Origin of the sequence: Staphylococcus argenteus (assembly GCF_000236925.1) — a bacterium.
Classification (GTDB): domain Bacteria; phylum Bacillota; class Bacilli; order Staphylococcales; family Staphylococcaceae; genus Staphylococcus; species Staphylococcus argenteus.
In genome coordinates this window covers 1,742,296-1,769,224 of the sequence record NC_016941.1, presented here as the reverse complement: position 1 = coordinate 1,769,224, position 26,929 = coordinate 1,742,296, and the positions used below count along the sequence as shown (strand labels likewise).

The 26,929-nt window shown below is 32.0% G+C and carries 19 protein-coding genes; 15 read left to right on the top strand and 4 right to left on the bottom strand.

The annotated features are described in order from the left end of the window. Positions 1 to 69 precede the first annotated feature (69 nt). Positions 70 to 891 (top strand): YtnP family quorum-quenching lactonase, encoded by an 822-nt coding sequence (locus tag SAMSHR1132_RS08340; protein ID WP_000689587.1) that lies wholly within the window; start codon positions 70 to 72, stop codon positions 889 to 891. 228 nt (positions 892 to 1,119) lie between these two features. Here the strand turns inward: SAMSHR1132_RS08340 and SAMSHR1132_RS08335 are convergent, their stop codons facing one another. Beyond that, a complete protein-coding gene (locus SAMSHR1132_RS08335) occupies positions 1,120 to 1,431 on the bottom strand; it encodes a PepSY domain-containing protein (RefSeq protein WP_000163830.1) in 312 nt (103 codons plus the stop codon). A gap of 86 nt (positions 1,432 to 1,517) precedes the next feature. On the opposite strand from SAMSHR1132_RS08335, the gene SAMSHR1132_RS08330 reads away from it, so the two are divergent. From SAMSHR1132_RS08330 to ccpA, 10 genes are all read left to right on the top strand, one after another. Next, complete coding sequence (locus SAMSHR1132_RS08330; protein WP_001024583.1) at positions 1,518 to 2,594, top strand: M42 family metallopeptidase; 1,077 nt, start codon at positions 1,518 to 1,520, stop codon at positions 2,592 to 2,594. Between the two features lie 67 nt (positions 2,595 to 2,661). After that, entirely contained in the window at positions 2,662 to 2,973 is a 312-nt protein-coding gene (locus tag SAMSHR1132_RS08325; protein WP_000811166.1) for a thioredoxin family protein, read from the top strand. Between the two features lie 99 nt (positions 2,974 to 3,072). Beyond that, on the top strand, positions 3,073 to 3,930 hold the full coding sequence (locus SAMSHR1132_RS08320; RefSeq protein WP_001091391.1) for a DUF1444 domain-containing protein: 858 nt from the start codon (positions 3,073 to 3,075) through the stop codon (positions 3,928 to 3,930). Positions 3,931 to 3,958: 28 nt separating this feature from the next. After that, complete coding sequence (ytpR, locus tag SAMSHR1132_RS08315) at positions 3,959 to 4,555, top strand: YtpR family tRNA-binding protein (RefSeq protein WP_001048364.1); 597 nt, start codon at positions 3,959 to 3,961, stop codon at positions 4,553 to 4,555. A 20-nt stretch (positions 4,556 to 4,575) separates the two neighbouring features. Then, the gene (locus tag SAMSHR1132_RS08310; RefSeq protein ID WP_000118331.1) at positions 4,576 to 8,466 is read left to right on the top strand and encodes a DNA translocase FtsK; all 3,891 of its coding nucleotides are present in this window, start codon (positions 4,576 to 4,578) and stop codon (positions 8,464 to 8,466) included. A gap of 23 nt (positions 8,467 to 8,489) precedes the next feature. Next, positions 8,490 to 9,803 (top strand): UDP-N-acetylmuramate--L-alanine ligase, encoded by a 1,314-nt coding sequence (gene murC, locus SAMSHR1132_RS08305; protein ID WP_000150159.1) that lies wholly within the window; start codon positions 8,490 to 8,492, stop codon positions 9,801 to 9,803. Positions 9,804 to 9,876: 73 nt separating this feature from the next. Further along, complete coding sequence (locus SAMSHR1132_RS08300; protein WP_000383812.1) at positions 9,877 to 10,368, top strand: DUF948 domain-containing protein; 492 nt, start codon at positions 9,877 to 9,879, stop codon at positions 10,366 to 10,368. A gap of 73 nt (positions 10,369 to 10,441) precedes the next feature. Continuing rightward, entirely contained in the window at positions 10,442 to 11,923 is a 1,482-nt protein-coding gene (locus tag SAMSHR1132_RS08295; protein WP_000193968.1) for a coiled-coil domain-containing protein, read from the top strand. A gap of 728 nt (positions 11,924 to 12,651) precedes the next feature. Next, positions 12,652 to 13,743 carry a bifunctional 3-deoxy-7-phosphoheptulonate synthase/chorismate mutase gene (locus SAMSHR1132_RS08290; RefSeq protein WP_000066377.1) on the top strand — a complete coding sequence of 364 codons (1,092 nt, stop codon included), beginning with the start codon at positions 12,652 to 12,654 and terminating at the stop codon, positions 13,741 to 13,743. A gap of 454 nt (positions 13,744 to 14,197) precedes the next feature. Then, positions 14,198 to 15,187 (top strand): catabolite control protein A, encoded by a 990-nt coding sequence (gene ccpA / locus SAMSHR1132_RS08280; RefSeq protein ID WP_000219069.1) that lies wholly within the window; start codon positions 14,198 to 14,200, stop codon positions 15,185 to 15,187. Positions 15,188 to 15,269: 82 nt separating this feature from the next. Here ccpA and SAMSHR1132_RS08275 read toward each other — a convergent pair whose 3' ends face one another. Then, positions 15,270 to 16,439 (bottom strand): acetoin utilization protein AcuC, encoded by a 1,170-nt coding sequence (locus tag SAMSHR1132_RS08275; protein WP_001124872.1) that lies wholly within the window; start codon positions 16,437 to 16,439, stop codon positions 15,270 to 15,272. A gap of 26 nt (positions 16,440 to 16,465) precedes the next feature. Continuing rightward, positions 16,466 to 17,098, bottom strand: coding sequence for a hypothetical protein (locus tag SAMSHR1132_RS08270; RefSeq protein WP_001017042.1), 633 nt, complete (start codon positions 17,096 to 17,098; stop codon positions 16,466 to 16,468). A gap of 169 nt (positions 17,099 to 17,267) precedes the next feature. Here SAMSHR1132_RS08270 and acsA point away from each other — a divergent pair, with 169 nt between their 5' ends. From acsA to harA, 3 genes are all read left to right on the top strand, one after another. Beyond that, positions 17,268 to 18,974 (top strand): acetate--CoA ligase, encoded by a 1,707-nt coding sequence (gene acsA, locus SAMSHR1132_RS08265; RefSeq protein WP_000862106.1) that lies wholly within the window; start codon positions 17,268 to 17,270, stop codon positions 18,972 to 18,974. Between the two features lie 440 nt (positions 18,975 to 19,414). Next, complete coding sequence (locus SAMSHR1132_RS08260; protein WP_000149393.1) at positions 19,415 to 21,082, top strand: formate--tetrahydrofolate ligase; 1,668 nt, start codon at positions 19,415 to 19,417, stop codon at positions 21,080 to 21,082. Positions 21,083 to 21,425: 343 nt separating this feature from the next. Next, positions 21,426 to 24,113 (top strand): haptoglobin-binding heme uptake protein HarA, encoded by a 2,688-nt coding sequence (harA, locus tag SAMSHR1132_RS08250; protein WP_001032900.1) that lies wholly within the window; start codon positions 21,426 to 21,428, stop codon positions 24,111 to 24,113. Between the two features lie 199 nt (positions 24,114 to 24,312). On the opposite strand, the gene SAMSHR1132_RS08245 is transcribed toward harA, so the two are convergent. Next, positions 24,313 to 25,218 carry a transglycosylase domain-containing protein gene (locus SAMSHR1132_RS08245; protein WP_000184378.1) on the bottom strand — a complete coding sequence of 302 codons (906 nt, stop codon included), beginning with the start codon at positions 25,216 to 25,218 and terminating at the stop codon, positions 24,313 to 24,315. Between the two features lie 389 nt (positions 25,219 to 25,607). Here SAMSHR1132_RS08245 and tyrS point away from each other — a divergent pair, with 389 nt between their 5' ends. After that, complete coding sequence (gene tyrS, locus SAMSHR1132_RS08240) at positions 25,608 to 26,870, top strand: tyrosine--tRNA ligase (protein WP_001262261.1); 1,263 nt, start codon at positions 25,608 to 25,610, stop codon at positions 26,868 to 26,870. Positions 26,871 to 26,929 lie beyond the last annotated feature (59 nt).

Genomic DNA, 26,929 nt, shown 5'->3' with positions numbered 1-26,929 from the left:
TGAATAGTGATACGATATTGTTAAATAATAAATTTTAAGCTTATGAATATAATAAGAATAGGTGATTTTATGAAAATCGGGGATATCTCAATTCAATATTTAAATGGTGGAAATACGAAAATGGATGGAGGTGCAATGTTTGGTGTTGTACCTAAACCGTTATGGTCAAAAAAATATGATGTAAACGAACGAAATCAAATCAATTTACCTACACATCCTATATTAATACAAACGCCACAACATAATTTGATAATTGATGCTGGTATAGGTAATGGCAAACTAAATGAAAAACAATTGCGTAATTTTGGTGTTGATGAAGAAAGTAAAATTATTGAAGATTTAGCAATGTACAATTTGTCACCTAAAGATATTGACTATGTGCTAATGACACATATGCATTTTGATCATGCAGCTGGTCTAACTGATAAAGAGGGACATGCAATTTTTGAAAATGCCACTCACATCATTCAACAAGATGAATGGCATGAATTTATTTCTCCAAATATTCGTAGTAAGTCAACTTATTGGACTAAAAACAATGGTGAATATAGTAATAAATTACTTTTATTCGACAAAACTATTGAGCCTGTTCCAGGGGTTAAAATGCATCATAGTGGTGGACATAGTTTTGGGCATACGATAATTACGATTGAAAGTCAGGGCGACAAGGCAGTACATATGGGAGATATATTTCCAACAACTGCACACAAAAATCCATTATGGGTAACAGCATACGATGATTACCCTATGCAATCAATACGTGAAAAAGAACGGATGATACCTTATTTTATTCATCATCAATATTGGTTCTTGTTTTATCACGATGTAAAATATTTTGCAGTAAAATATCAGCATGATGGAGATATGATTGATTCATTTGTTTTGCGTTAAAATTAAATGTCGTGATGAATAGAATGAAGATACATGAAGCATTCTTATAGGACAAAATATGAGATTGATCTAAGTGCAAATGATTAAAATATAAATAAAAGCCACACCCTAGTGATGTGAATCCTAATAAGTTTAGTTTTCGTTAAACTTTTAGAACACTACTCATAATTTCTAGGGATGTGGCTTTTTCGGGATATATGCCCAAATCAGGTATCAATACGTTTGTCGTTAACATTCTACTATGTTTATGACCTCACCAGTGTATGCATCTGCATAAAAATCATAATGGATATCTTTACCATTTTTTACAGTTGTGATGCCACCTTGATAAACTAAACGATATTTATCAGTTTCAGGATGTACAAATGGCTCATAAACAATATACGAACCTTTAACATCCATAAAATATGATTTCACTTCATTAAGAACTTTAACAGGATTATAACGTTTACGATTTATAAATTGAATAATTGAAATGGTTGATATAATTACAATGGTTACCGCAATTATTGTTGGAATTATATATTTCAGTTTAGTCATCATTTATGCTCCCTTGATTTCAAATTCATATCATTAGTTTACCATATTGAAGATGATATAATAACATATAAGGAGTGAGAACTTTTATGAACATAAATAAAAACGTAACATTACAACGAATTCAAACTTTAACTGAGCTTCATGGTGCACCTGGCTTTGAACAAGAAGTAAAAGATTATATGACTGAACAAATGGAACCATATGTAGATGAGTTTATTGAAAATCGAATGGGTGGTTTTTTCGGCGTCAAAAAATCTAAAAATCCAAACGCAAAACGTGTGATGATAGCAGCACATATGGATGAAATAGGTTTTATGATAACGAATATAACAGATAACGGTATGATACAATTCACAAATTTAGGTGGCGTAGCAAATGATATTTGGCAAGGGCAACGTTTGGCTATCAAAAATAGAAATGGTGACAAAATTATAGGCGTAGTGTCAAATATCCCAAAACATTTTCGTACAGGAAATGAAGGCGCACCAGAAATCAAAGATTTAACTTTAGATATTGGTGCCGAAAATGCAAATGAAGTTCGTTTACGTGGTATAGAGATAGGAGATACAATTGTACCTCACACTTCATTTACACAATTATCTGAACACCGTTATAGTGCTAAAGCTTGGGACAATCGTTATGGATGTGTTCTAGCGATTGAAATTCTTGAGTTATTTAAAGATAAAGAGTTAGATGTCGAACTATATGTAGGAGCAAATGTTCAAGAAGAAGTTGGTTTGAGAGGTGCTAAAGCATCAGTTGAAATGATTGATCCAGATGTTGCATTCGTAGTAGATTGTTCACCGGCAAATGATGTTAAAGGTAAACAGTCACTATCAGGTGAACTTGGAAAAGGAACTTTAATACGAATTAAAGATGGTACAATGATTTTAAAACCTACTTTCAGAGACTATTTATTAAAATTAGTGGACACACATGGGATTGCTCATCAATATTATATGTCTCCAGGTGGAACAGATGGTGGTGAAATACATAAAGCGAATATTGGTGTTCCAACTGCTGTTATAGGTGTATGTGCACGTTATATTCATAGTACAGACTCGGTATTCGATATTAGAGATTATTTTGCTGCTAGACATTTATTGTTTGAGGCAATTAGTAATTTAGATGACAACCAAATAGACACATTACAATATAAATAAGCCATATTGATCATATTGGAACTTAATAATGCTCACTAAAATTTTATGACTTAAGGAGAATTTAAAAATGAAACAACTTGAATCAGAACAACAATTTGAAACTTTAAAACAAGGTGCAACCGTATTTGAATTTACAGCAGGATGGTGTCCAGACTGTAGAATTATCGAACCAGATTTACCACAATTAGAAGAAAAATATCCAATGTTTGAATTTGTATCTATTGATCGTGACCAATTTATGGATATTTGTATTGAAAATGGTATTATGGGTATTCCAAGTTTTTTAGTTTATAAAAATGGGGAATTGCTCGGAAGCTATATTGGAAAAGAACGTAAATCAATTGAACAAATAGATGCATTTTTAGCTCAATACGTGTAATTTAGACTAGAGAAAAACGGGGTAAAACTCGTTTTTCTCTGTTACTACGTGTTGATTTATTGTAAACTGTTATAAGGTGCGAAATTAGGAGTGTTATACATGAATACCTTTCAAATGAGAGATAAATTAAAGGAACGTTTAAGTCATTTAGACGTCGATTTTAAATTTAATCGTGAAGAAGAAACTTTGCGTATTTATCGAACAGATAATAACAAAGGTATCACGATTAAACTTAACGCTATAGTCGCAAAATATGAAGATAAAAAAGAAAAAATTGTTGATGAAATTGTTTACTATGTTAATGAAGCTATTGCACAAATGGCAGATAAAACTTTACAGGATATAACACCTAGTCAAATTATGCCTGTAATAAGAGCGACAAGTTTCGATAAGAAAACAAAAAAAGGTATACCTTTTATATATGAAAAACATACTGCAGAAACAGCTGTTTATTATGCAGTAGATTTAGGAAAATCATATCGTCTTATTGATGAAAGTATGTTAGACGAATTGAATTTAACTGAACAACAAATAAAGGAAATGTCATTGTTTAATGTTAGGAAATTGTCAAATTCTTATACCACAGATGAAGTAAAAGGTAATATATTTTATTTTATAAATACAAATGACGGGTATGATGCAAGTAGAGTTTTAAATACGGCTTTTTTAAATGACATAGAAGCGCAATGTCAGGGTGAGATGTTGGTAGCAGTGCCACATCAGGATGTATTGATTATTGCAGATATTCGTAATAAAACAGGTTATGATGTTATGGCTCATTTAACAATGGAATTTTTCACAAAAGGATTAGTTCCGATTACATCATTATCATTTGGTTATAAACAAGGACATCTTGAACCCATTTTTATTTTGGGTAAAAATAATAAACAAAAAAGAGATCCAAACGTCATTCAACGTTTAGAAGCAAATCGACGTAAATTTAACAAAGATAAATAGAAATAAGTGGATAAGGAGTTTTGTCATAATGAATTTATTTTACAATCCTAAATATGTAGGGGATGTCGCATTCTTACAAATAGAACCTGTTGAAGGTGAATTAAATTATAATAAGAAAGCTGACGTTGTCGAAATTACAAATGAAGGAAAAGTTGTAGGCTTTAATATTTTTGGTATTTCAAATGATATATCAATTGAGGAAACAGGGCATATTAAATTAACTGATGAACTTGTAATTGCTTTCCAACAACGTATCAATGAAGCTGGTTTTGATTATAAATTAGATGTCGATTTGTCACCTAAATTTGTAGTTGGCTATGTTGAAACGAAAGATAAGCATCCTGACGCTGATAAATTAAGCGTATTAAATGTAAATATCGGAAATGATACATTACAAATCGTTTGTGGTGCGCCAAATGTTGAAGCAGGGCAAAAGGTTGTAGTTGCAAAAGTAGGCGCAGTAATGCCAAGCGGTATGGTTATTAAAGATGCTGAATTACGTGGTGTTGCATCAAGTGGAATGATTTGTTCGATGAAAGAATTGAATTTACCGAATGCACCAGAAGAAAAAGGTATTATGGTGTTAAATGACAGCTACGAAATTGGACAAGCATTTTTTGAATAATTAAGGAAGGTAGTGAAAATATGAGCTGGTTTGATAAATTATTCGGCGAAGATAATGATTCAAATGATAACCTGATTCATAGAAAGAAAAAAAGACGTCAAGAATCACAAAATATAGAAAACGATCATGACTCATTACTGCCTCAAAATAATGATATTTATAGTCGTCCGAGGGGGAAATTCCGTTTTCCTATGAATGTAACTTTTGAGGGTGAAGAAGCATCACAATCAAAAGATTTTGTTTCAGAAGAAAATGAACATTACCGTCGAGACTATCGTAAACAAGACTACGATTCACGTTCACAAAAAAGACATCGCCGTAGACGTAACCAAACAACTGAAGAACAAAATCAAGGTGGACATCGTGGTAATCAAAATGATTCACAACAAAGTATAAAATATAAAAACCACACACAATATCGTACAAGTAAACCTGGTACATATGTTTCTGCAATAAATGGCATTGAGCATGAAAATAAAAAGCCCAAGTCGCATACGTCATTTTCTAATACAGCGACAGAACACATTAAAGAAACTAAACCTGATTACCATAAGGAAAGTTTCAAGACTTCAGAAGTACCATCAGCCATTTTTGGAACAATGAAGCCAAAAAAATTAGAAAACGGACGTATTCCAGTTAGTAAAACATCAGAAAAAGTAGAAACTAACAAGCAAAACGTTGAGAAGGAGATATCTTCAACACAATCAATGCAAACGCAAGGTGTGCAAGAAGATAAGCAAAATAATTCTGATACTCAACAGAAAAAAATATCACAATCTACTGAACAAAGTAAGCCAAATACTAAGAAATCAACTCCAAATTTCTCAAAAGTAGATAACACAATTAAAATTGAGAATATATACGCTTCACAAATTGTTGAAGAAATTAGGCGTGAAAGAGAGCGCAAAGTACTTCAGAAACGTCGATTTAAAAAAGCGCTACAGCAAAAACGAGAAGAGCATAAAAATGAAAATCAAGATACGATACAACGTGCTATTGATGAAATGTATGCAAAGCAAGCAGAACGGTATATAGGTGAGAGCTCATTAAATGATGAAAATCATGATGAAAATATCAATGATGAGACAAATTATAATGACAAACAGAATTTAAAAAATAATTCTAGTAATACAGACATTGATAACTATGAGACAGATAATCATGATGAAATTAGTAGTCAAGAAAGTCCTTATAATTATGAAGAAGTAAATTTAAATCAAGTTTCAACTACAAAACAACTTTCTGATGATGATGTAACAGTTACAGATGTGACAACACAACAAACACAAGAATCCATTCATGATGATACTGATGGTAATCAAGAAAAATTGGTATCACATGTAGATGTAAACGACTCATTAAATAATAAACAAGAAGAAACACAGGTTACTGATGCTAATTTTTATGAAGTAAATAACGCAGATGCTCGTCAAATTGATGAAACAGAAATCGAGGAAATGAGCACTGAAGAATCAGAAGCTCATACAAATTCAAATGAGATTCAAGAAACTGGAAAAACAGAAATACCAGTTAATAATATCGATAAAACAGTTGATAATGAAATTGAGATTGCACCACGTCATAAAAAGGTGAGTGACAATGCTCATGATATTAACAATAATAAACTTGTCGATGATTCTCATAACAGTTCTCATATTAATAATAATGATGATGCTGAGACAGATGAAAAGGATTCAAACCGCAATATTGAATCTTCTGTATCATCTAATCAGAGTCATTCAAATATGGAGCAACAGCATTCAGAACAAGAAGTTCAAGCTAATAAAAAGACAGAAAATAATTCGTCATTTAGTAAACGACCTTTTAATGTAGTTATGACACCTTCTGATAAAAAGCGTATGATGGATCGTAAAAAGCAATCAAAAGTTAGTGTACCTGAATTAAAACCTGTGACAAATAAGCAAAATCAGAATAAACCAACATCAGAAAATGTTCGTACAACTACATTGCGTCAAGAAACACAAGAAGTGAAAACAAATGATTGTAATATTATAGATAAAGAATCGACAAATAATGTTGAGCACAATCAACAAATAACTCAAAAAGATTTCTCTAACATGAATGTGACAAGTGATTCTGAAAATGATAATGCAAATATAAATTCAACTAAGACAGAAGAACATTTGAAACAAGCTGATACATCACATGAAGAATCTGATATCATTGATGACGCGAACCAAAGATTAGAAGTTTCTTCACCATCAAGTAACAGTAACATAACTGAAGAAAACGACAATAGTCATTTAAATGATTCGCAGGAAGATATATATAAACAAGATGCGGATATAGAACCGTCAACAGATAACGATATACAACTTGAAAATCAAAAAGAGGTATCACAATCTATTGATATAAACGAACAAGAAGTTCAACCACAACAAAATAATGACACAAATAAAGCGGACCAAAACGCAAACAACAGCGCGTCTGATTCAAATCAACAACAAGAATCATCAAATGAATCTGCTCAAGTTGTGAAGCCTATGATTCGCAAAGGTCCGAATATCAAACTACCTAGTGTTTCATTATTAGAGCAACCACAAGTAATTGAGCCAAATGAAGATTGGATTGCAGATAAAAAGCAAGAACTTAACGATGCATTATATTACTTTAATGTACCTGCTGAAGTTCAAGATGTAACTGAAGGACCAAGTGTTACTAGATTTGAATTGTCAGTTGAAAAAGGCGTTAAAGTTTCAAGAATTACTGCATTACAAGATGACATTAAAATGGCATTGGCCGCTAAAGATATTCGTATAGAAGCGCCAATTCCGGGAACAAGTCGTGTTGGTATTGAAGTTCCAAATCAAAATCCAACTACTGTGAATTTACGTTCAATTATTGAATCGTCTAGCTTTAAAAACGCCGAATCAAAATTAACGGTTGCTATGGGTTATCGTATTAATAATGAGCCATTACTTATGGATATTGCTAAAACGCCACATGCTTTAATTGCAGGTGCAACAGGTTCAGGTAAATCAGTTTGTATCAATAGTATATTGATGTCTTTACTATATAAAAATCATCCTGAAGAATTGCGTTTATTACTAATAGATCCAAAAATGGTTGAATTGGCACCATATAATGGATTACCACATTTAGTAGCACCAGTAATTACAGATGTAAAAGCAGCAACGCAAAGTTTAAAATGGGCTGTAGAAGAAATGGAAAGACGTTATAAATTATTTGCTCATTACCATGTTCGAAATATTACAGCATTTAATAAAAAGGCACCTTATGATGAAAGAATGCCTAAAATTGTTATTGTCATTGATGAGTTAGCAGATTTAATGATGATGGCACCTCAAGAAGTCGAACAGTCTATTGCTCGAATTGCTCAAAAAGCTAGAGCATGTGGTATTCATATGCTTGTTGCGACGCAAAGACCATCTGTGAATGTTATAACTGGTTTAATTAAAGCCAATATACCAACAAGAATCGCATTTATGGTATCATCAAGTGTAGATTCAAGAACGATTTTAGACAGTGGTGGAGCAGAACGCTTGTTAGGATATGGCGATATGTTATATCTTGGTAGCGGTATGAATAAACCTATCAGGGTACAAGGTACATTTGTTTCTGATGACGAAATCGATGATGTTGTAGAGTTTATTAAACAGCAGAGAGAACCTGATTATCTATTTGAAGAAAAAGAATTGTTGAAAAAAACACAAACACAATCGCAAGATGATTTGTTTGATGATGTCTGTGAATTTATGATTAGAGAAGGACATATTTCAACATCATTAATCCAACGACATTTCCAAATTGGATACAACAGAGCAGCACGAATTATCGATCAATTGGAACAACTCGGTTATGTTTCGAGCGCTAATGGATCAAAACCTAGGGATGTTTATGTTACAGAAGCAGATTTAAATAAAGAATAATTATGAGTAAGGAGTTTTATATAATGACACACTATCATTTTGTCGGAATTAAAGGTTCTGGCATGAGTTCATTAGCACAAATCATGCATGATTTAGGTCATGAAGTTCAAGGATCAGACATTGAGAACTACGTTTTTACTGAAGTTGCTCTTAAAAATAAGGGGATTAAAATATTACCATTTGATGCTAATAACATAAAAGAAGATATGGTAGTTATACAAGGTAATGCATTTGCAAATAACCATGAAGAAATTGTACGTGCACATCAACTAAAATTAGATGTGGTAAGTTACAATGACTTTTTAGGGCAAATTATCGACCAATATACTTCAGTAGCTGTAACTGGTGCACATGGTAAAACTTCAACAACAGGTTTATTGTCACATGTTATGAATGGTGATAAAAAAACATCATTTTTAATTGGTGATGGTACAGGAATGGGTCTACCTGAAAGTGACTATTTTGCTTTTGAAGCATGTGAATATAGACGTCACTTTTTAAGTTATAAACCTGATTACGCAATTATGACAAATATTGATTTCGATCATCCTGATTATTTTAAAGATATCGACGATGTATTTGATGCATTCCAAGAAATGGCACATAATGTTAAAAAAGGAATTATTGCTTGGGGTGATGACGAGCATCTTCGTAAGATTGAAGCAGATGTTCCAATTTATTATTATGGTTTTAAAGATACAGATGACATCTATGCTCAAAATATTCAAATTACAGATAAAGGTACTGCATTTGATGTATATGTAAATGGAGAATTTTATGATCATTTCTTATCTCCACAATTTGGAGATCACACAGTTTTAAATGCATTAGCGGTTATTGCGATTAGTTATTTAGAAAAGCTAGATGTTGAAAATATTAAAGAAGCACTTGAAACATTTGATGGTGTAAAACGTCGTTTCAATGAAACACCAATTGCAAATCAAGTTATTGTTGATGATTATGCACACCATCCTAGAGAAATTAGTGCTACAATTGAAACAGCTCGAAAAAAATATCCACATAAAGAAGTTGTTGCCGTATTTCAACCACATACATTCTCTAGAACGCAAGCATTTTTAAATGAATTTGCTGAAAGCTTGAGCAAAGCTGATCGCGTTTTCTTATGTGAAATATTTGGTTCGATTAGAGAAAATACTGGTTCATTAACGATACAAGATTTAATTGATAAAATTGAAGGTGCATCGTTGATTACTGAAGATTCTATAAATGTATTAGAGCAATTTGATAATGCTGTCATTTTATTTATGGGTGCTGGTGATATACAAAAATTACAAAATGCATATTTAGATAAATTAGGCATGAAAAATGCGTTTTAATATGTTTATAATAGAGTAGTATGGGTATTTATTATTAATAACATTATTACATGTTAATTAGGAGGCGTTTTTAATGGATTGGATTTTACCAATTGCTGGAATTATCGCTGCGATTGCATTCTTAATTTTATGTATCGGTATCGTAGCTGTGTTAAATTCTGTTAAGAAAAACTTAGATTATGTTGCTAAAACACTTGACGGAGTAGAAGGTCAAGTTCAAGGTATTACTCGTGAAACAACGGACTTACTTCACAAAGTAAACCGTTTAACTGAGGATATCCAAGGTAAAGTAGATCGTTTAAACTCAGTTGTAGATGCAGTTAAAGGTATCGGTGACTCAGTTCAAACGTTAAACAGCTCTGTGGATCGTGTAACAAATTCAATTACACATAATATTTCTCAAAATGAAGATAAAATCTCACAAGTTGTTCAATGGTCAAATGTAGCAATGGAAATTGCTGACAAATGGCAAAATAGACACTACCGTCGTGGAAGTGCAAATTACAAAGCTAATAATGTAGCAGATGATGCAAATCACAGCTATACTTCTCGTGTAGATAAATAATTAATAATTAAACAAATGCACTTAAATGAGGTTGTTACTTATTTAAGTGCATTTGTTATAGGAGGATATAATTATGACGCAACAACAAAATAATAAAAGAACATTAAAAAATAAACATACGTATCAAAATGAAACCTTACCTAACCGTAAAGATTTTGTTGTTAGTTTTATAACAGGTGCGCTTGTAGGTTCGGCGCTAGGTTTGTATTTTAAAAATAAAGTTTACCAAAAGGCTGACGATTTAAAAGTTAAAGAACAAGAAATTTCAAAAATGGTTAAAGAAAGAAAAGTACAACTAGAAGAAACTGTTGAGTATACAAAAGAACGCGTTGAAGGCTTTTTAAATAAATCTAAAGATGAAAAGGCAACATTAAAAGCACAGCAAGCTGCAATAAAAGAAGAAGCAAGTGCAAATAATTTAAGTGACACATCACAAGAAGCGCAAGTAATTCAAGAAGCGAAGAAAGAAGCACAAGAGCAAACTAAAGCGAGCGCAGAAGTAAAAACAAAAGAAGCAAATGCGTCAACATTAAAAGCACAGCAAGCCGCAATAAAAGAAGAAGCAAGTGCAAATAATTTAAGCGACACATCACAAGAAGCGCAAGAAAATCAAGAAGCAAAGAAAGAAGCACAAGAGCAAACTAAAGCGAGCGCAGAAGTAAAAACAAAAGAAGCAAATGCGTCAACATTAAAAGCACAGCAAGCTGCAATAAAAGAAGAAGCAAGTGCAAATAATTTAAGCGACACATCACAAGAAGCACAAGAAAATCAAGAAGCAAAGAAAGAAGCACAAGAGCAAACTAAAGCGAGCGCAAAAGTAAAAACAAAAGAAGCAAATGCGTCAACATTAAAAGCACAGCAAGCTGCAATAAAAGAAGAAGCAAGTGCAAATAATTTAAGCGACACATCACAAGAAGCGCAAGAAAATCAAGAAGCAAAGAAAGAAGCTAACAAAGCAGATGAAGTGGAAACACAAGCGGAAAGATTAGCAAACGCTGCAAAGAAAAAGCAAGCTAAATTAACGCAAGGTTCAAAAGAGAGTCAATTAACCGAAGCTTTATTTGCTGAAAAACCAGTTGCTAAAAATGACTTAAAAGAAATTCCACAATTAGTGACTAAAAAGAAAGGTGAAAAAGCTGATACTTCAGTTAAATCATCTACAGCATCAGATGATAAAGATGCGATTAAACAAAAAGATGCGAAATTTGAAAATGGTGTTATTACGCGTCATGCTGATAATCAAATAGCTAGCACTTCAACTGTTGATAAGCAACCAGCTAAGAAATCTAAAACTAAAAATACAACTGTTGGTGAGAAAAAAACTAAAAAAACAACACCTTCAAATAAACGAAATGCATCAAAAGCTTCTACAAATAAAACCTCAGGTCAGAAAAAGCAAAATAATAAGAAGACGACACAAGGTGCTAAGAAGCAAAATAATACAAGCAAACCAGCTAAGCAATCAAGTAATAATAATTCAAAAGCATCAAAGTCACCAAAAGCAAAAGTTGAACCTGCTAAAAGTAAAATAGAAAAGCGCACTTTTAACGACTAAATAAAATGAAGTCGCATAAGAAAACATCTTAGTTAAAGTTAATATAATATAAAATTTAAAAATAACAAAAGTGATCAGGTAGGCATTCAGATGCTTACCTGTTTTTGGGTGTAATATATCAATTAAGCATATAGTTAATTTTAAGAAGTAATAAGTGTGACTTGCCACATTAAGAATTTGATTAAAAATTATCCATAAGTTATATAGAAATCATTTAAATAATAAGAGATAATAGTGTGAATTTAATCATGAAATTATTTTGAAATGGCAACTCGAACATTCCGAGCAATTATGTCGTTTGTAACATCATTAATTAAAAATAGTGGTATTATAGATATTTATTTTTAAGCTGAAAATGAAAAAGATACTACAGTAGCAAAACAAATTATCGATGTGTTAGGTTGAATGTATGAGATTTTTAGATTTATAATAGAAACTAGAGACTAATAATTTTCTTAAAATCATCAATATTAATTCAAAATAAGATATAATGGTAACACTTATTTAATTAATCAACGTAAGCTATTAGGTAACAATATAGAATATAACTTTTCAACAAAGACTGAGAAATTAAAAATATCGGTCACTTGTCATGTAATTAGAAAATTAAATATTTTCTGTCAATTTAGGGTTGAACTATACATATGATATGTTAGAATATTTTTTAACATTATATTTTATCGCTTTAAAGTGGAATATACTTAAAAAATTCGTAGAGGTGAGTAAGGATGAGTAATAAATTAGAATCATACAGAAGTGAAATAGTTTCACTGAACCATCAAATTTTAGATTTATTATCTAAACGCGGTGAGTTAGCACAAAAAATTGGTGAAGAAAAATTAAAACAAGGCACACGCATTTATGATCCACAACGTGAAAAAGAAATGCTTAATGACTTAATTGATAGCAACAAAGGACCATTCAACGATAATACAATTAAGCAATTGTTTAAAGAAATTTTTAAAGCCTCTACAGATTTACAAAAATCTGAAAATGAAAAACATTTGTACGTATCTCGTAAATTGAAACCAGAAGATACGATTGTGACGTTCGATAATGGGGGTATTATTGGGGATGGCAACAAATCATTTGTGTTTGGACCATGTTCAGTTGAATCGTTTGAGCAAGTTGAAGCAGTTGCTAAAAATTTACATGCTAAAGGTGAAAAATTTATTCGTGGTGGTGCGTTTAAACCGCGTACATCACCATATGATTTCCAAGGTTTAGGTGTTGAAGGTTTAAAAATACTTAAGCAAATTAAAGACAAATATGACTTAAATGTAGTTAGTGAAATTGTAAATCCAAATGATTTTGAAATTGCAGATGACTATTTAGATGTATTCCAAATTGGTGCACGTAATATGCAAAACTTCGAATTGTTAAAAGAAGCTGGTCGTACAAATAAACCAATTCTATTAAAACGTGGTTTATCGGCGACAATTGAGGAGTTTGTTTATGCAGCTGAATACATTGCTTCACAAGGCAACCAAAACATTATTTTATGTGAACGTGGTATCCGTACATACGAAAAAGCAACACGTAATACATTAGATATTTCTGCAGTTCCTATTTTAAAACAAGGTACGCATTTACCTGTGATGGTTGACGTTACACATAGTACAGGACGTAAAGATATAATGCTTCCAACAGCGAAAGCTGCTTTAGCAGTCGGTGCTGATGGTGTAATGGCAGAAGTACATCCTGACCCGTCAGTAGCTTTAAGTGATGCTGGTCAACAAATGGATTTAGATGAATTCCAAGCATTTTATAATGAATTAAAGCCATTAGCTGACTTATATAATGCTAAAAAGTTAAAATAACATTTAACTTCATTTTAAAATTAATAGTCATTCTAAGAGAAGTATATCTTAGGGTGGCTATTGTTTTTTTATTCAGGCTTAGGGCATTTGAATTTTATTAGCGGTGTAGCAATTTTACCAAAGTTTATGAACATTATAATATTATAATCATGATTGGTATCATAATTCAGCGCATAATGAAACGCGTTGAATTGTTTCTAAAATGTGAACATTTTTTAACAAATGTAAATGGCGTTTGAAAAGGCTTTCTCGAAATATTACAATTAAAAATGAAAAAAGTTTATATAAAATTAAAATATATCGACTATTATCATTTGAACATTGCTTTTATATCAAGATTTCTGTAGGATTTTTCAAACAAAAATATGTTACTGTAATTTAAAATATGGTAAACTATGAAAATGGTATGAAAGCATGTTATTATAATGAATAAAACGTTTACAAGGAGGAAATTATGACAGTTACTATATACGATGTAGCAAGAGAAGCACGTGTTTCAATGGCCACTGTGTCACGTGTTGTAAATGGGAACCAAAATGTTAAAGCAGAAACTAAAAATAAAGTTAATGAAGTCATTAAACGATTAAATTATCGTCCTAATGCTGTTGCTAGAGGTTTAGCAAGCAAAAAGACTACAACTGTAGGGGTTATTATCCCAGATATTTCTAATATCTACTATTCACAATTAGCGCGTGGTTTAGAAGATATCGCAACAATGTACAAATATCACTCAATTATTTCTAATTCGGATAATGATCCTGAAAAAGAAAAGGAGATTTTCAACAACTTATTAAGTAAACAGGTTGATGGTATTATTTTCCTTGGTGGTACAATAACTGAAGAAATGAAGGAATTGATTAATCAATCATCTGTGCCGGTTGTAGTATCAGGAACAAATGGAAAAGAAGCACATATTGCATCAGTAAATATTGACTTTACTGAAGCTGCTAAAGAAATTACAAAGCATTTAATTGATAAAGGTGCAAAATCATTTGCTTTAGTTGGTGGCGAGCATTCTAAAAAAGCTCAAGAAGATGTGTTAGTAGGTCTAACTGAAGTACTAGATAAAAACGGTTTACAATTAGGTGATGCATTAAATTGCACTGGTGCTGAAAGTTATAAAGAAGGCGTAAAAGCATTCGCTAAAATGAAAGGCAATCTACCAGATGCTATTTTATGTATTAGTGATGAAGAAGCTATTGGAATTATGCATAGTGCAATGGATGCGGGTATTAAAGTTCCTGAAGAGTTACAAATCATTAGCTTTAATAATACTCGTTTAGTTGAGATGGTAAGACCACAACTTTCTAGTGTAATTCAACCGTTATATGATATTGGTGCAGTAGGGATGCGCTTATTGACTAAATATATGAACGATGAAAAAATAGAAGAACCAAATGTTGTTTTACCACATAGAATTGAATATCGTGGTACCACTAAATAATTTAACGTGAATTAGGCATTCATCTAATAAGCATATTGGCTTTTGGATGAATGCTCTTTATTTTACATTTTAAAATTGTGTATCATGTTTGTGTTGAGTCATACCAACTAGCGATATGCATGGCTAATTTTTTATTTTTCTCACTGATTTCTTTAGTTCTAGGTATATAAGTATAGTCATTTAGACGATCTTCCCATCTTTTTGGTAATAATTCAGATGAATAATGTTTCCATTTATTAATCCACTCTAAAGGAAGGTAACCAGTCTGAATAGGGTGATCAATCAAACTAAGAAAAACATGACTCCAAGCACGTGGAACTACACGCCAAATATTATAGCCACCGCCACCGAACATGATAACTTTCCCATTTGTATATTGATCAGCTAATTTTTTTACGAAATATGGTATTTCATACAATGACTTTAGCGTACAATTTAAATGTGTTAGTGGATCACGATAATGTATATCCACACCATTGACACCTAAAATAATATCTGGTTTGAATGCTTTAACTACAGGTTCAACTGTCATTTTAAAGCATTCTATAAATGAAGCGTCTTCAGTATATGGTTCGAGAGGAACATTAATTGAATGTCCAAAGCCAATATCCTCACCACGTTCAGTATAATGACCTGAACCAGGAAATAAAAATTTACCAGTTTCATGTATAGAATAAGTTGCAATATGATTATCTGCGTAAAAACTCCATTGTGTTCCATCACCATGATGGGCATCGGTATCAACAACTAAGACTCGTTGTTGATATTTAGTGGCAAGATATTTTGCTGTGACTGCTATATCATTATAGATACAAAATCCACTTGCACGACCAGGTTGTGCATGATGCAACCCACCGCCTAAGTGACAACCGTTTAGTACTTCTCCTGACATGATAAGGTCTGCAAGCGTTAAAGCTCCTCCAACAATAGTTGCGCTATGTCGATGCATATGTTTAAATTGACCATTTTCTTCGTCGTTTAGACCATATTTTTTGGCTTCATCATCACTTATAATTCCATGAGATGCATGTTTAATAGCCTCGACGTAATCGTATTTGTGCACCAACATTAGTTCATCATCAGTTGCAATTCTAGGTTGTACAATCTGTTCTGGGTCTAATAAATTCGCATCCAATAGTAATTCGGTCGTTAATTTTAAACGCATTTGATTGAAGGGATGTTGATCATGAAAGCGATATTGTAATAATTTATCTGAATAAACATATGCAGTTTTAGTTAATTTTTTTGGCATATAATCCCTCCCCGATATTCCAAAAATTAAAAGAAAAACCGATTCATATAACGAATATCATCAAACGCTTGTTGTTGTTCTATAGAAATGTGTTTGCCAATTCTTGCCATTAGACAATTAGCTGGATGACTAGTAATTTCTGGGTCGTCCGTAGCAAAAATTTCTAGACCACCCGTTGCCATTAAACGTTGCATAATTTTTTTATATTCAAAAACATCTAATTTCGAATTTTTCAAATCCCAATGCCAATAGTATTCTGTAGTAATAACAATATAATCTTCAAACTCAGGGGCAGAAAGGCTAAGTTGGATAAGTTTTTCTGCTAATTGTAATTGTCTGAAGTTAATACTTACTTCAATTGCTCCCAGTTCAATTAAATATGGGAGATTTCCTGTAGACCATCTTTCAATTTCATCAGGATAATGATAGGTGACATAACCAACAATCAATTGATCTAGACGTACAATATAAATTCTACCTTCTTTTAAAGTCGTTATTTCAAGCAATGCTTCAAATTGATCTTCTGGATCTCTAAAAGATGATAAATGTTCATCAAAAGTAAGCGCTTTCAAATCATCGTAAGACATAGGACCTTCAATTACAAATTCTTTGTCATTAATACGATATCGTTCAACTTGGTACGTCTTTACATGATTCATATTTTCAACTCCTCACTAGGGCATCATAGTTGTATTAAATTCATTATAAAGAAAATTTACAATAATTAACACTAGTAAAAGTATAAAAGTAAAAATTTTGAATAATTAGAAATATTATGTATAATATTGAGAAAGAAAGCGTTTTCACAAAACAAAGGGGGAGTTTCAAATGAAAGTAGAAGTATACAAAGGAAATCAAGGAACTCATAATCTTAAAGATTATGAAGAAACATACAACAACTTTAACTGGCAAGACGTGGAACGTGCATTTTCTTGGAATAAAACTGGAAAAATGAATATGGCATATGAGTGCATTGATCGTCACGTTGATCAAGGATTAGGGGATAAAATTGCGTTAAATTATAAAGATGAATATAGAAAAGAATCTTATTCATATAAGGAGATGCAGCGTTTATCAAATAAAGCTGCCAATGTTTTATCTAAACATGCGAGTGTTGAAAAAGGTGACAGAGTATTTATATTTATGTCACGTACACCTGAACTATATTTTGCATTATTAGGTGTTTTAAAAATCGGTGCCATTGTTGGTCCATTATTTGAAGCTTTTATGGAGAAAGCAGTTGTAGATAGATTAGAAAATAGTGAAGCAAAAGTATTAATAACGAACAAATCATTATTATCACGAGTGCCACAAGAAAAATTACCACACCTAGAAAAGATTGTTGTTGTTGACGATGATGTCGAAGAAGATTACATAGACTTTAATACATTAATGAAAAATGAAAGTGATGACTTTGATATAGAGTGGTTGAAACATGATGATGGTTTAATTTTACATTATACATCTGGTTCAACTGGGCAACCTAAAGGTGTTTTACATGTACAACAAGCGATGTTGTTACATTATATTTCAGGTAAATATGTATTGGATTTACAAGAAGACGATGTATATTGGTGTACTGCTGACCCTGGATGGGTTACAGGGACGTCATATGGTATTTTTGCGCCATGGTTAAATGGTGCCACGAATTGTATTGCAGGTGGCCGTTTTTCACCAGAACAATGGTATAGTATGATTGAAGAGTTTAAAGTGACAATTTGGTATACTGCTCCAACAGCATTAAGAATGTTAATGAGTGCAGGTGATGATATTGTTAATAAATACGACTTGTCATCTTTACGTGCTATTTTATCTGTTGGAGAACCATTGAACCCTGAAGTTATTAAATGGGCTAAAAAGGTTTATGGCTTAACAGTACTAGATACTTGGTGGATGACAGAGACAGGTGGACACATGATTGTAAATTATCAAACAATGGACGTCAAACTTGGATCAATGGGCAAACCATTACCGGGTATTGAGGCAGCTATAATTGATGATGCAGGCAATGAATTGCCACCTAATCGAATGGGTAATCTTGCTATAAAAAAAGGATGGCCATCTATGATGCATCGTATTTGGAAAAATCCTGAAAAGTACAATTCATATTTTATTGGAGATTGGTATGTGTCTGGAGATTCAGCATATAGAGACGAAGATGGGTATTTTTGGTTCCAAGGCCGTGTTGACGATGTGATCATGACTGCAGGTGAACGTGTTGGGCCATTTGAAGTAGAATCAAAATTAGTTGAGCATGAAGCTGTTGCAGAAGCGGGTATCATTGGTAAGCCAGACCCTGTGCGTGGTGAAATAATTAAGGCATTTGTAGCGCTTAGAAAAGGTTATGAACCAACAGATGAATTAAAAGAGGAAATTCGATTATTTGTCAAAGAAGGTTTGTCTGCACATGCAGCACCACGGGAGATTGAATTTAAAGATAAATTACCAAAAACACGTTCAGGTAAAATTATGAGACGCGTTTTAAAAGCATGGGAATTAGATTTAGATGCAGGTGATTTAAGTACTATGGAATAATGTCATATAGGTAAACGATGACATCTTTCAAAGGGTTTAGAGTGACAACATATTGTATGTCAATGTTGAAATACTAGATTAATTTACGACGAGCAATATAAAGAGCTGTTAACTTGTGTCATATCATTTCGTGGAAACATTTGATAATGATGACATAACAATAATGGCATATCTTTATATTGCTTTTTATTTTTAATATAAACTTGTGAAGAAGGCTTTTTGAAGAATGGAAAAATGTAGTTATCAATAGTATCAAGTGCTAAAAGTTGTATAATACAAAACTTTAATAAGTGAATTTATTGCAAAAATGAAAGCGCTAACCCAATATAGTCGACAAGTTTTTAACAGTTCGTTATTATATGAATGTAAGTAAAATTTCTTAGCTACAACTTACATATTTATATTGCATTTAATAAACAAACAAAAAGGGGCGAAAAAAGTTGACTCATTTATCAGATTTAGATATTGCGAATCAATCAACACTACAACCAATTAAGGATATTGCTGCTTCTGTAGGCATTTCAGAAGATGCATTAGAGCCTTATGGTCATTACAAAGCTAAAATCGACATTAATAAAATTACACCAAACGAAAACAAAGGGAAAGTTGTTTTAGTAACTGCAATGAGCCCGACTCCAGCAGGTGAAGGTAAATCAACGGTTACAGTCGGTTTAGCTGATGCATTTCATGAGTTGAAGAAAAACGTTATGGTGGCATTACGTGAACCTGCATTAGGACCAACGTTTGGTATTAAAGGTGGAGCTACAGGTGGTGGTTATGCGCAAGTCTTGCCTATGGAAGATATCAACTTACATTTTAATGGAGATTTCCACGCAATAACAACTGCTAATAACGCCTTGTCTGCGTTTATTGACAATCATATTCATCAAGGTAATGAATTAGGTATTGATCAAAGACGCATTGAATGGAAACGTGTGCTTGATATGAACGATCGTGCATTAAGACATGTTAATGTTGGATTAGGCGGACCAACGAATGGTGTACCACGTGAAGATGGCTTTAACATCACAGTTGCTTCAGAGATTATGGCAATTTTATGTTTAAGTAGAAACATTAAAGACTTAAAAGATAAAATTAGTCGTATCACTATCGGATACACTAGAGATCGTAAACCAGTTACAGTAGCAGATTTAAAAGTACAAGGTGCACTTGCGATGATTTTAAAAGATGCAATTAAACCAAATTTAGTACAAACAATTGAAGGAACACCAGCTTTAGTTCATGGTGGTCCATTCGCAAATATTGCACATGGCTGCAATTCAATCTTAGCTACTGAAACAGCTCGTGATTTAGCTGATATCGTTGTAACAGAAGCGGGATTCGGTTCAGATTTAGGCGCAGAGAAATTTATGGACATTAAAGCGCGTGAGGCAGGATTTGATCCAGCAGCAGTAGTAGTCGTTGCTACAATTCGTGCATTAAAAATGCATGGTGGCGTTGCAAAAGATAACTTAAAAGAAGAAAATGTAAACGCAGTTAAGGCAGGCATTGTTAACTTAGAACGTCATGTTAACAATATTAAAAAATTCGGTGTTGAACCGGTTGTTGCAATTAATGCGTTTATCCATGATACAGATGCAGAAGTTGAATATGTAAAAGCTTGGGCTAAAGAAAACAACGTACGTATTGCATTAACAGAGGTTTGGGAAAAAGGCGGTAAAGGTGGCATAGACTTAGCTAATGAAGTTTTAGAAGTCATTGATCAACCTAATTCATTTAAACCATTATATGAATTAGAAATGCCATTAGAACAAAAAATCGAAAAAATTGTAACTGAGATTTACGGTGGATCTAAAGTTACGTTTAGTAGCAAAGCACAAAAACAATTAAAACAATTTAAAGAAAATGGTTGGGATAATTATCCAATATGTATGGCTAAAACTCAATATTCATTCTCTGATGATCAAACATTATTAGGTGCACCATCTGATTTTGAAATTACTATTCGCGAATTAGAAGCTAAAACGGGTGCAGGATTTATCGTAGCATTAACAGGTGCAATCATGACAATGCCTGGTCTACCTAAAAAACCGGCAGCATTAAATATGGATGTTACTGATGATGGTCATGCAATAGGTTTATTCTAATAACTAAAACCATTAAGTGATGTAATAAAGGTAGCCATGTAATAGAATAAAAGCGATTATATATTAAATCGGACTGATGGAAATTTATATTTTTCAGCAGTCCGATTTTTACATGCTCAAAAATGAATTATATTTAATGAATCTTTTGAATTAAAGAAGATAAGTCATTGATTACACAGCTTAATTGGGTTATTTGGGAATTAGAATTTATGATAGCTTTAGATATATTAATATTTTTTTATAAAATAGGTTGCAATATTTAGTTGGAATAAGCTACAATAAACACTAATAATTGATATTGATAATTATTATCAATTAAAAGGTTATAGGAGTTGCTAACAACATGAACAAACATCAACCAAAATTAAGGTCTTTTTACTCAATTAGAAAATCAACTCTAGGCGTTGCATCGGTAATTGTTAGTACACTATTTTTAATTACTTCACACAATCATGCACAAGCTGCAGAAAATACAACTACTGAAAATAAAGTTTCAGAGAATCAAAATACTGCCACTACGACACCATCACAACCGCAAGATAATTCAAATCAAACACAAACTGCTGGACAAACATCAAATTCTGCAAAAACATATCCAGCACCAGATGTATCACTTAAAGATGCAATTAAAGACCCTGCATTAGTAGATAAAGAACACGATATAGGTCCAAAAGAACAAGTTGATTTCCAATTATTAAAGAAAAATAACGAAACGCAATATTATCATTTTTTCAGTATTAAAAATCCAGCAGATGTTTATTACACTAAAAAGAAAGCTGAGGTTGAATTAGATATTAACACAGCTTCAACTTGGAAGAAGTTTGAAGTATATGAAAATGATAAAAAACTGCCTGTTACACTAGTGTCTTATAGTCCTGAGCCTGAAGATCATGCTTATATTCGTTTTCCAGTTACAGATGGAACGCAAGAGCTTAAAATAGTATCGTCGACACAAATTGATGGTGAAAAAGAAGTGAATTATGACTATACAAAACTATTATTTGCTAAACCTATATATAATGATCCGTCACTAGTATTATCAGATACAGATAATACTACTCCAACGAATAATCAAACAAATTCAGATGCGAATAATCAAGCAAACGCTAATAGCTCGGGTCAAAACAATACATCCATTAACAATACACAAAATCAACCGCAGGCATCGGCGGATACTAGCCAACCTGTTCAACCTGAGTCATCAATTCATAATGATCAAACAACAAATAATCAAGATAATGAAACAAATCAAAATGCTAATACAACGGATTCAACAAATAATTCAAGTCATCAAGCAAATGACTCAAATAATCAATCAAGCAATGATCAACAATATCCACCTGCAGATGAATCACTGCAAGACGCAATTAAAAATCCAGCTATAATTGATAAAGAACTTACATATGATAATTGGCGTCCAATTGATTTTCAAATGAAAAATAAAAAAGGTGAGAGACAGTTTTATCATTATGCAAGTACAGTTGAACCAGCAAAAGTCATATTTACTAAAACACAACCTGAAATTGAATTAGGTTTAAAAACAGCTTCAACTTGGAAAAAATTTGAAGTTTATGAAGGTGATAAAAAGTTGCCGGTTGAATTGGTGTCGTATGACTCTGATAAAGATTATGCATATATTCGTTTCCCAGTTTCTAATGGCACAAAAGAAGTGAAAATTGTATCATCAATTGAATATGGCGAAAATACACATGAAGATTTTGATTATACTTTAATGGTTTTTGAACATCCTATTACAAATAATCCAGATGACTATTTAGATGAAGAAACATATAATGTACAAAAACTATTGGAGCCATATCATAAAGCTAAAACTTTAGAAAGACAGGTATATGAGCTAGAGAAACTACAAGATAAATTGCCAGAAAAATATAAACAGGAGTATAAAGAGAAATTAGATCAAACTAAAGTAGAATTAGATAAACAGGTTAAATCAGCAATTATTGAATTTGAAAAAGTAACACCTACAAATGATCAATTAACAGACATTCAAGAAGCAAATTTCATCGTTTTTGAGAGCGAAGAAAATAGTGAATCAGTGATGGATGGATTTGTTGAGCATCCGTTCTATACTGCAATGTTAAATGGACAAAAATATGTTGTAATGAAAACTAAAGATGATAGTTATTGGAAAGATTTAATTGTAGAAGGAAAGCGTGTAATCACAGTTTCTAAAGATCCAGCTAAAAATTCTAGAACGTTAATTTTCCCATATGTACCTGACAAGTCAGTTTACAATGCTATCGTAAAAGTAGTCGTACCGAATATCGGTTATGAAGGTCAATATCATGTAAGAATTATCAATCAAGATATTAAGACAAAAGATGACGTCAATTCTCAAAATAATCAGGTTGATTCACCAACCGACCAAGTGGTAAAAGATGACATGAGTACTGCAACAAAACCAGCAATTAACAACAAGGTTGCTGAGAGTCAAAGTGATGCTACTGTTAAAGAGGATAATAAAGAAGAAAATATACATACAGTCAAAGTCATGGATAGTAGCATTGATAAAGATTCTAATCATAATGATAATAGTTCGTTAAATATAGTGAATAACAATAAATTTGATAAATATGATCTTAAAGAAATGGAAACTAAAATTGATAAAGATGTTGATATTAGTGAAAATAAAAATGCTCTTAATAGCACAGGAAAAGAACCAATGGGCGATAAAGATAAATTAGCTGATAAAAATGAACTTAAAGCTATACATGTGAATCATTTTACTGAAAAAGTTGAACATAATAACGCTGGAACTGGCACAGGTTTAATGAATGCAGTTAAAAATGGTACTAGCAAACACAGTCAAAACGATGTTCAAAATGTTACTGATAAAATGACAAATGTACATAAAGTTTCTAATGCATCAGCAAAAGACAATAATCATATTAAATCTAAAATGCTTCCGAAAACGGGGAGAACAGCATCAAGTCAATCTTTATGGGGTATATATATGCTATTAGGTATGTTAGCTTTATTCATTCCTAAAAGTAGAAAAGAAACTAAATAACTTGTTTGATATAAATTTGTATTACTAAATTTAAGATATTGTGAATTAACCATCATCAGGCATTGTTAATTTCTATCTGAGCATGGTTATTAAAAGACAGCAGTGAGAAGTTTTCTATTTGAAAATCATCTGACTGCTGTTCTTTATAGTTTAATATTGAGGATGAATGGTATTTGTACTGTGATAAATCGTTAATCATTTAACGCTTTTTACGACTCAATAAATGCGACTTAATGTCATATTTTAATGCATCATCATATTCTTTTTTAGAAATTTGATCTTCGATTAGCATACGCTTTAATACATAATGTTGTCTCTGGATGCTATATTTTAAGTCTTCATCTGACTTTAAAGCCCCATCTTTTTCATATGGTGTGTAGCTATATGGACTTTGTAATAGTCCAATAAGATAAGCGGATTGTGCAGTCGATAAATCTTTTGGTGGAATACCAAATAAACTATACGATGCAGATGCAATACCCGTTATATTAGCACCATTATAATCTCGTCCAAATGGAACGATATTTAAGTAGGTATAAATAATTTCATCTTTTGATAATAGGTGCTCGAGTCTAATTGATAACCTAAGCTCATTTGCTTTACGACTATAAGTCTTTTCATTAGAAAGCACTTGGTTTTTTATAAGCTGTTGGGTAATTGTGCTACCACCTGAACTTTGATCAGTTTTGAAAATATCTTGAATCATTGCTCTAATTATTGCTTTAGGTAGAATACCATCGTGCTTATAAAATAAAGTATCTTCTGATGATGTTAATGCTTTAATAACATTCGGACTTGATGTCTTAGGTCCAATAATTAATGAGTTTTGAGAATGGTTATACTCAGATAATAAATTTTTATTTGTGTGATCTAATAATTCATCACCAGGAATTTTTCGTACTTTTTTGATTAAATCCTCATCTGAGATAGAATCAGACATTTTAGTTAAATGATGAAAATAGAAAGACATCGCAATCACAGCAACAGCCAGGATGGCAATGATAATCATAAATATAATAACGATGATATGTTTAATCGTTTTATATATCTTTTCAAATTGATACATTCGATGATTCATTTGATGATTGTTGTCTTGATTAGTCATCTTTAACCTCCTAAATTACGTATAGTATACCATATTTAAGCAATTTGACTTTTATTTTAACGTTAATTATAATTAGGGAAAATGCATAAAGAATAGGATTAAAGGACAAGTAATATTATTTAAAATCATCAGAGAGCTAGTGGTTGCTGTGAACTAGTGTTTTTTATAATATGAATACACCTTGATAAATGAGACATCCTACGTTTGTTAATGAACGTATCATTAATAGAGTGGATATTTTTCTTATGAAAAGAAGAATGTTTAAGTTTGGTGGTAACGTGCAAAAGCGCCCTTACATATTAATAGTGTAAGGGTGTTTTTTTATTTAGAAAATTTTTAAGCATTTTAAAAAGAAATCAAAATTTCACAATAAAATAGGAGGAAATATAATGGCAAATGCGTTAATTGAAGATTTAAAATGGAGAGGGCTTATTTATCAACAAACAGATGAAAAAGGTATCGAAGATTTATTAAATAAAGAACAAGTAACATTGTACTGTGGTGCAGATCCAACTGCAGATAGTTTACATATCGGTCATTTATTACCATTTTTAACTTTACGACGTTTCCAAGAACATGGTCATCGTCCAATTGTTTTAATTGGTGGTGGTACAGGTATGATTGGTGATCCTTCTGGTAAATCAGAGGAACGTGTATTACAAACAGAAGATCAAGTTGATAAAAATATCGAAGGCATTAGTAAGCAAATGCACAATATTTTTGAATTTGGTACAGAACAAGGCGCAGTTCTTGTTAATAATAGGGACTGGTTAGGTCAAATTTCATTAATTAGTTTTTTACGTGATTACGGGAAACATGTTGGTGTTAACTATATGCTTGGTAAAGATTCTATTCAAAGTCGTTTAGAACATGGTATCTCTTATACAGAATTCACATATACAATTTTACAAGCAATCGATTTTGGTCATTTAAATAGAGAGTTGAATTGTAAGATTCAAGTTGGTGGATCGGATCAATGGGGTAACATAACGAGTGGTATTGAATTAATGCGTCGTATGTATGGTCAAACAGAGGCATTTGGTTTAACAATTCCGCTCGTAACTAAATCAGATGGTAAGAAATTCGGTAAATCAGAGTCAGGTGCCGTTTGGTTAGATGCTGAAAAAACAAGTCCATACGAATTTTATCAATTCTGGATTAATCAGTCAGACGAAGATGTTATTAAGTTCTTAAAATACTTTACATTTTTAGGAAAAGAAGAAATTGATCGTTTAGAACAATCTAAAAATGAAGCACCTCATTTACGCGAAGCTCAAAAAACATTAGCTGAAGAAGTAACTAAATTTATTCATGGAGAAGATGCATTAAATGATGCGATTCGTATTTCTCAAGCATTATTTAGTGGTGATTTGAAATCTCTATCAGCTAAAGAATTAAAAGATGGTTTTAAAGATGTACCTCAAGTGACATTATCCAATGACACAACTAATATTGTTGAAGTTCTTATTGAAACAGGTATTTCTCCATCTAAACGTCAAGCACGCGAAGATGTTAACAATGGTGCGATTTATATTAATGGTGAAAGACAGCAAGATGTTAATTATGATTTGACATCAGAAGACAAAATCGAAGATGAATTTACAATTATTCGCCGTGGTAAGAAGAAATACTTCATGGTCAACCATAAATAGATTGAACATCCGGTAAAATACGAAAGATTTAAGACATTAAGTGATTTAAGCGATTATAT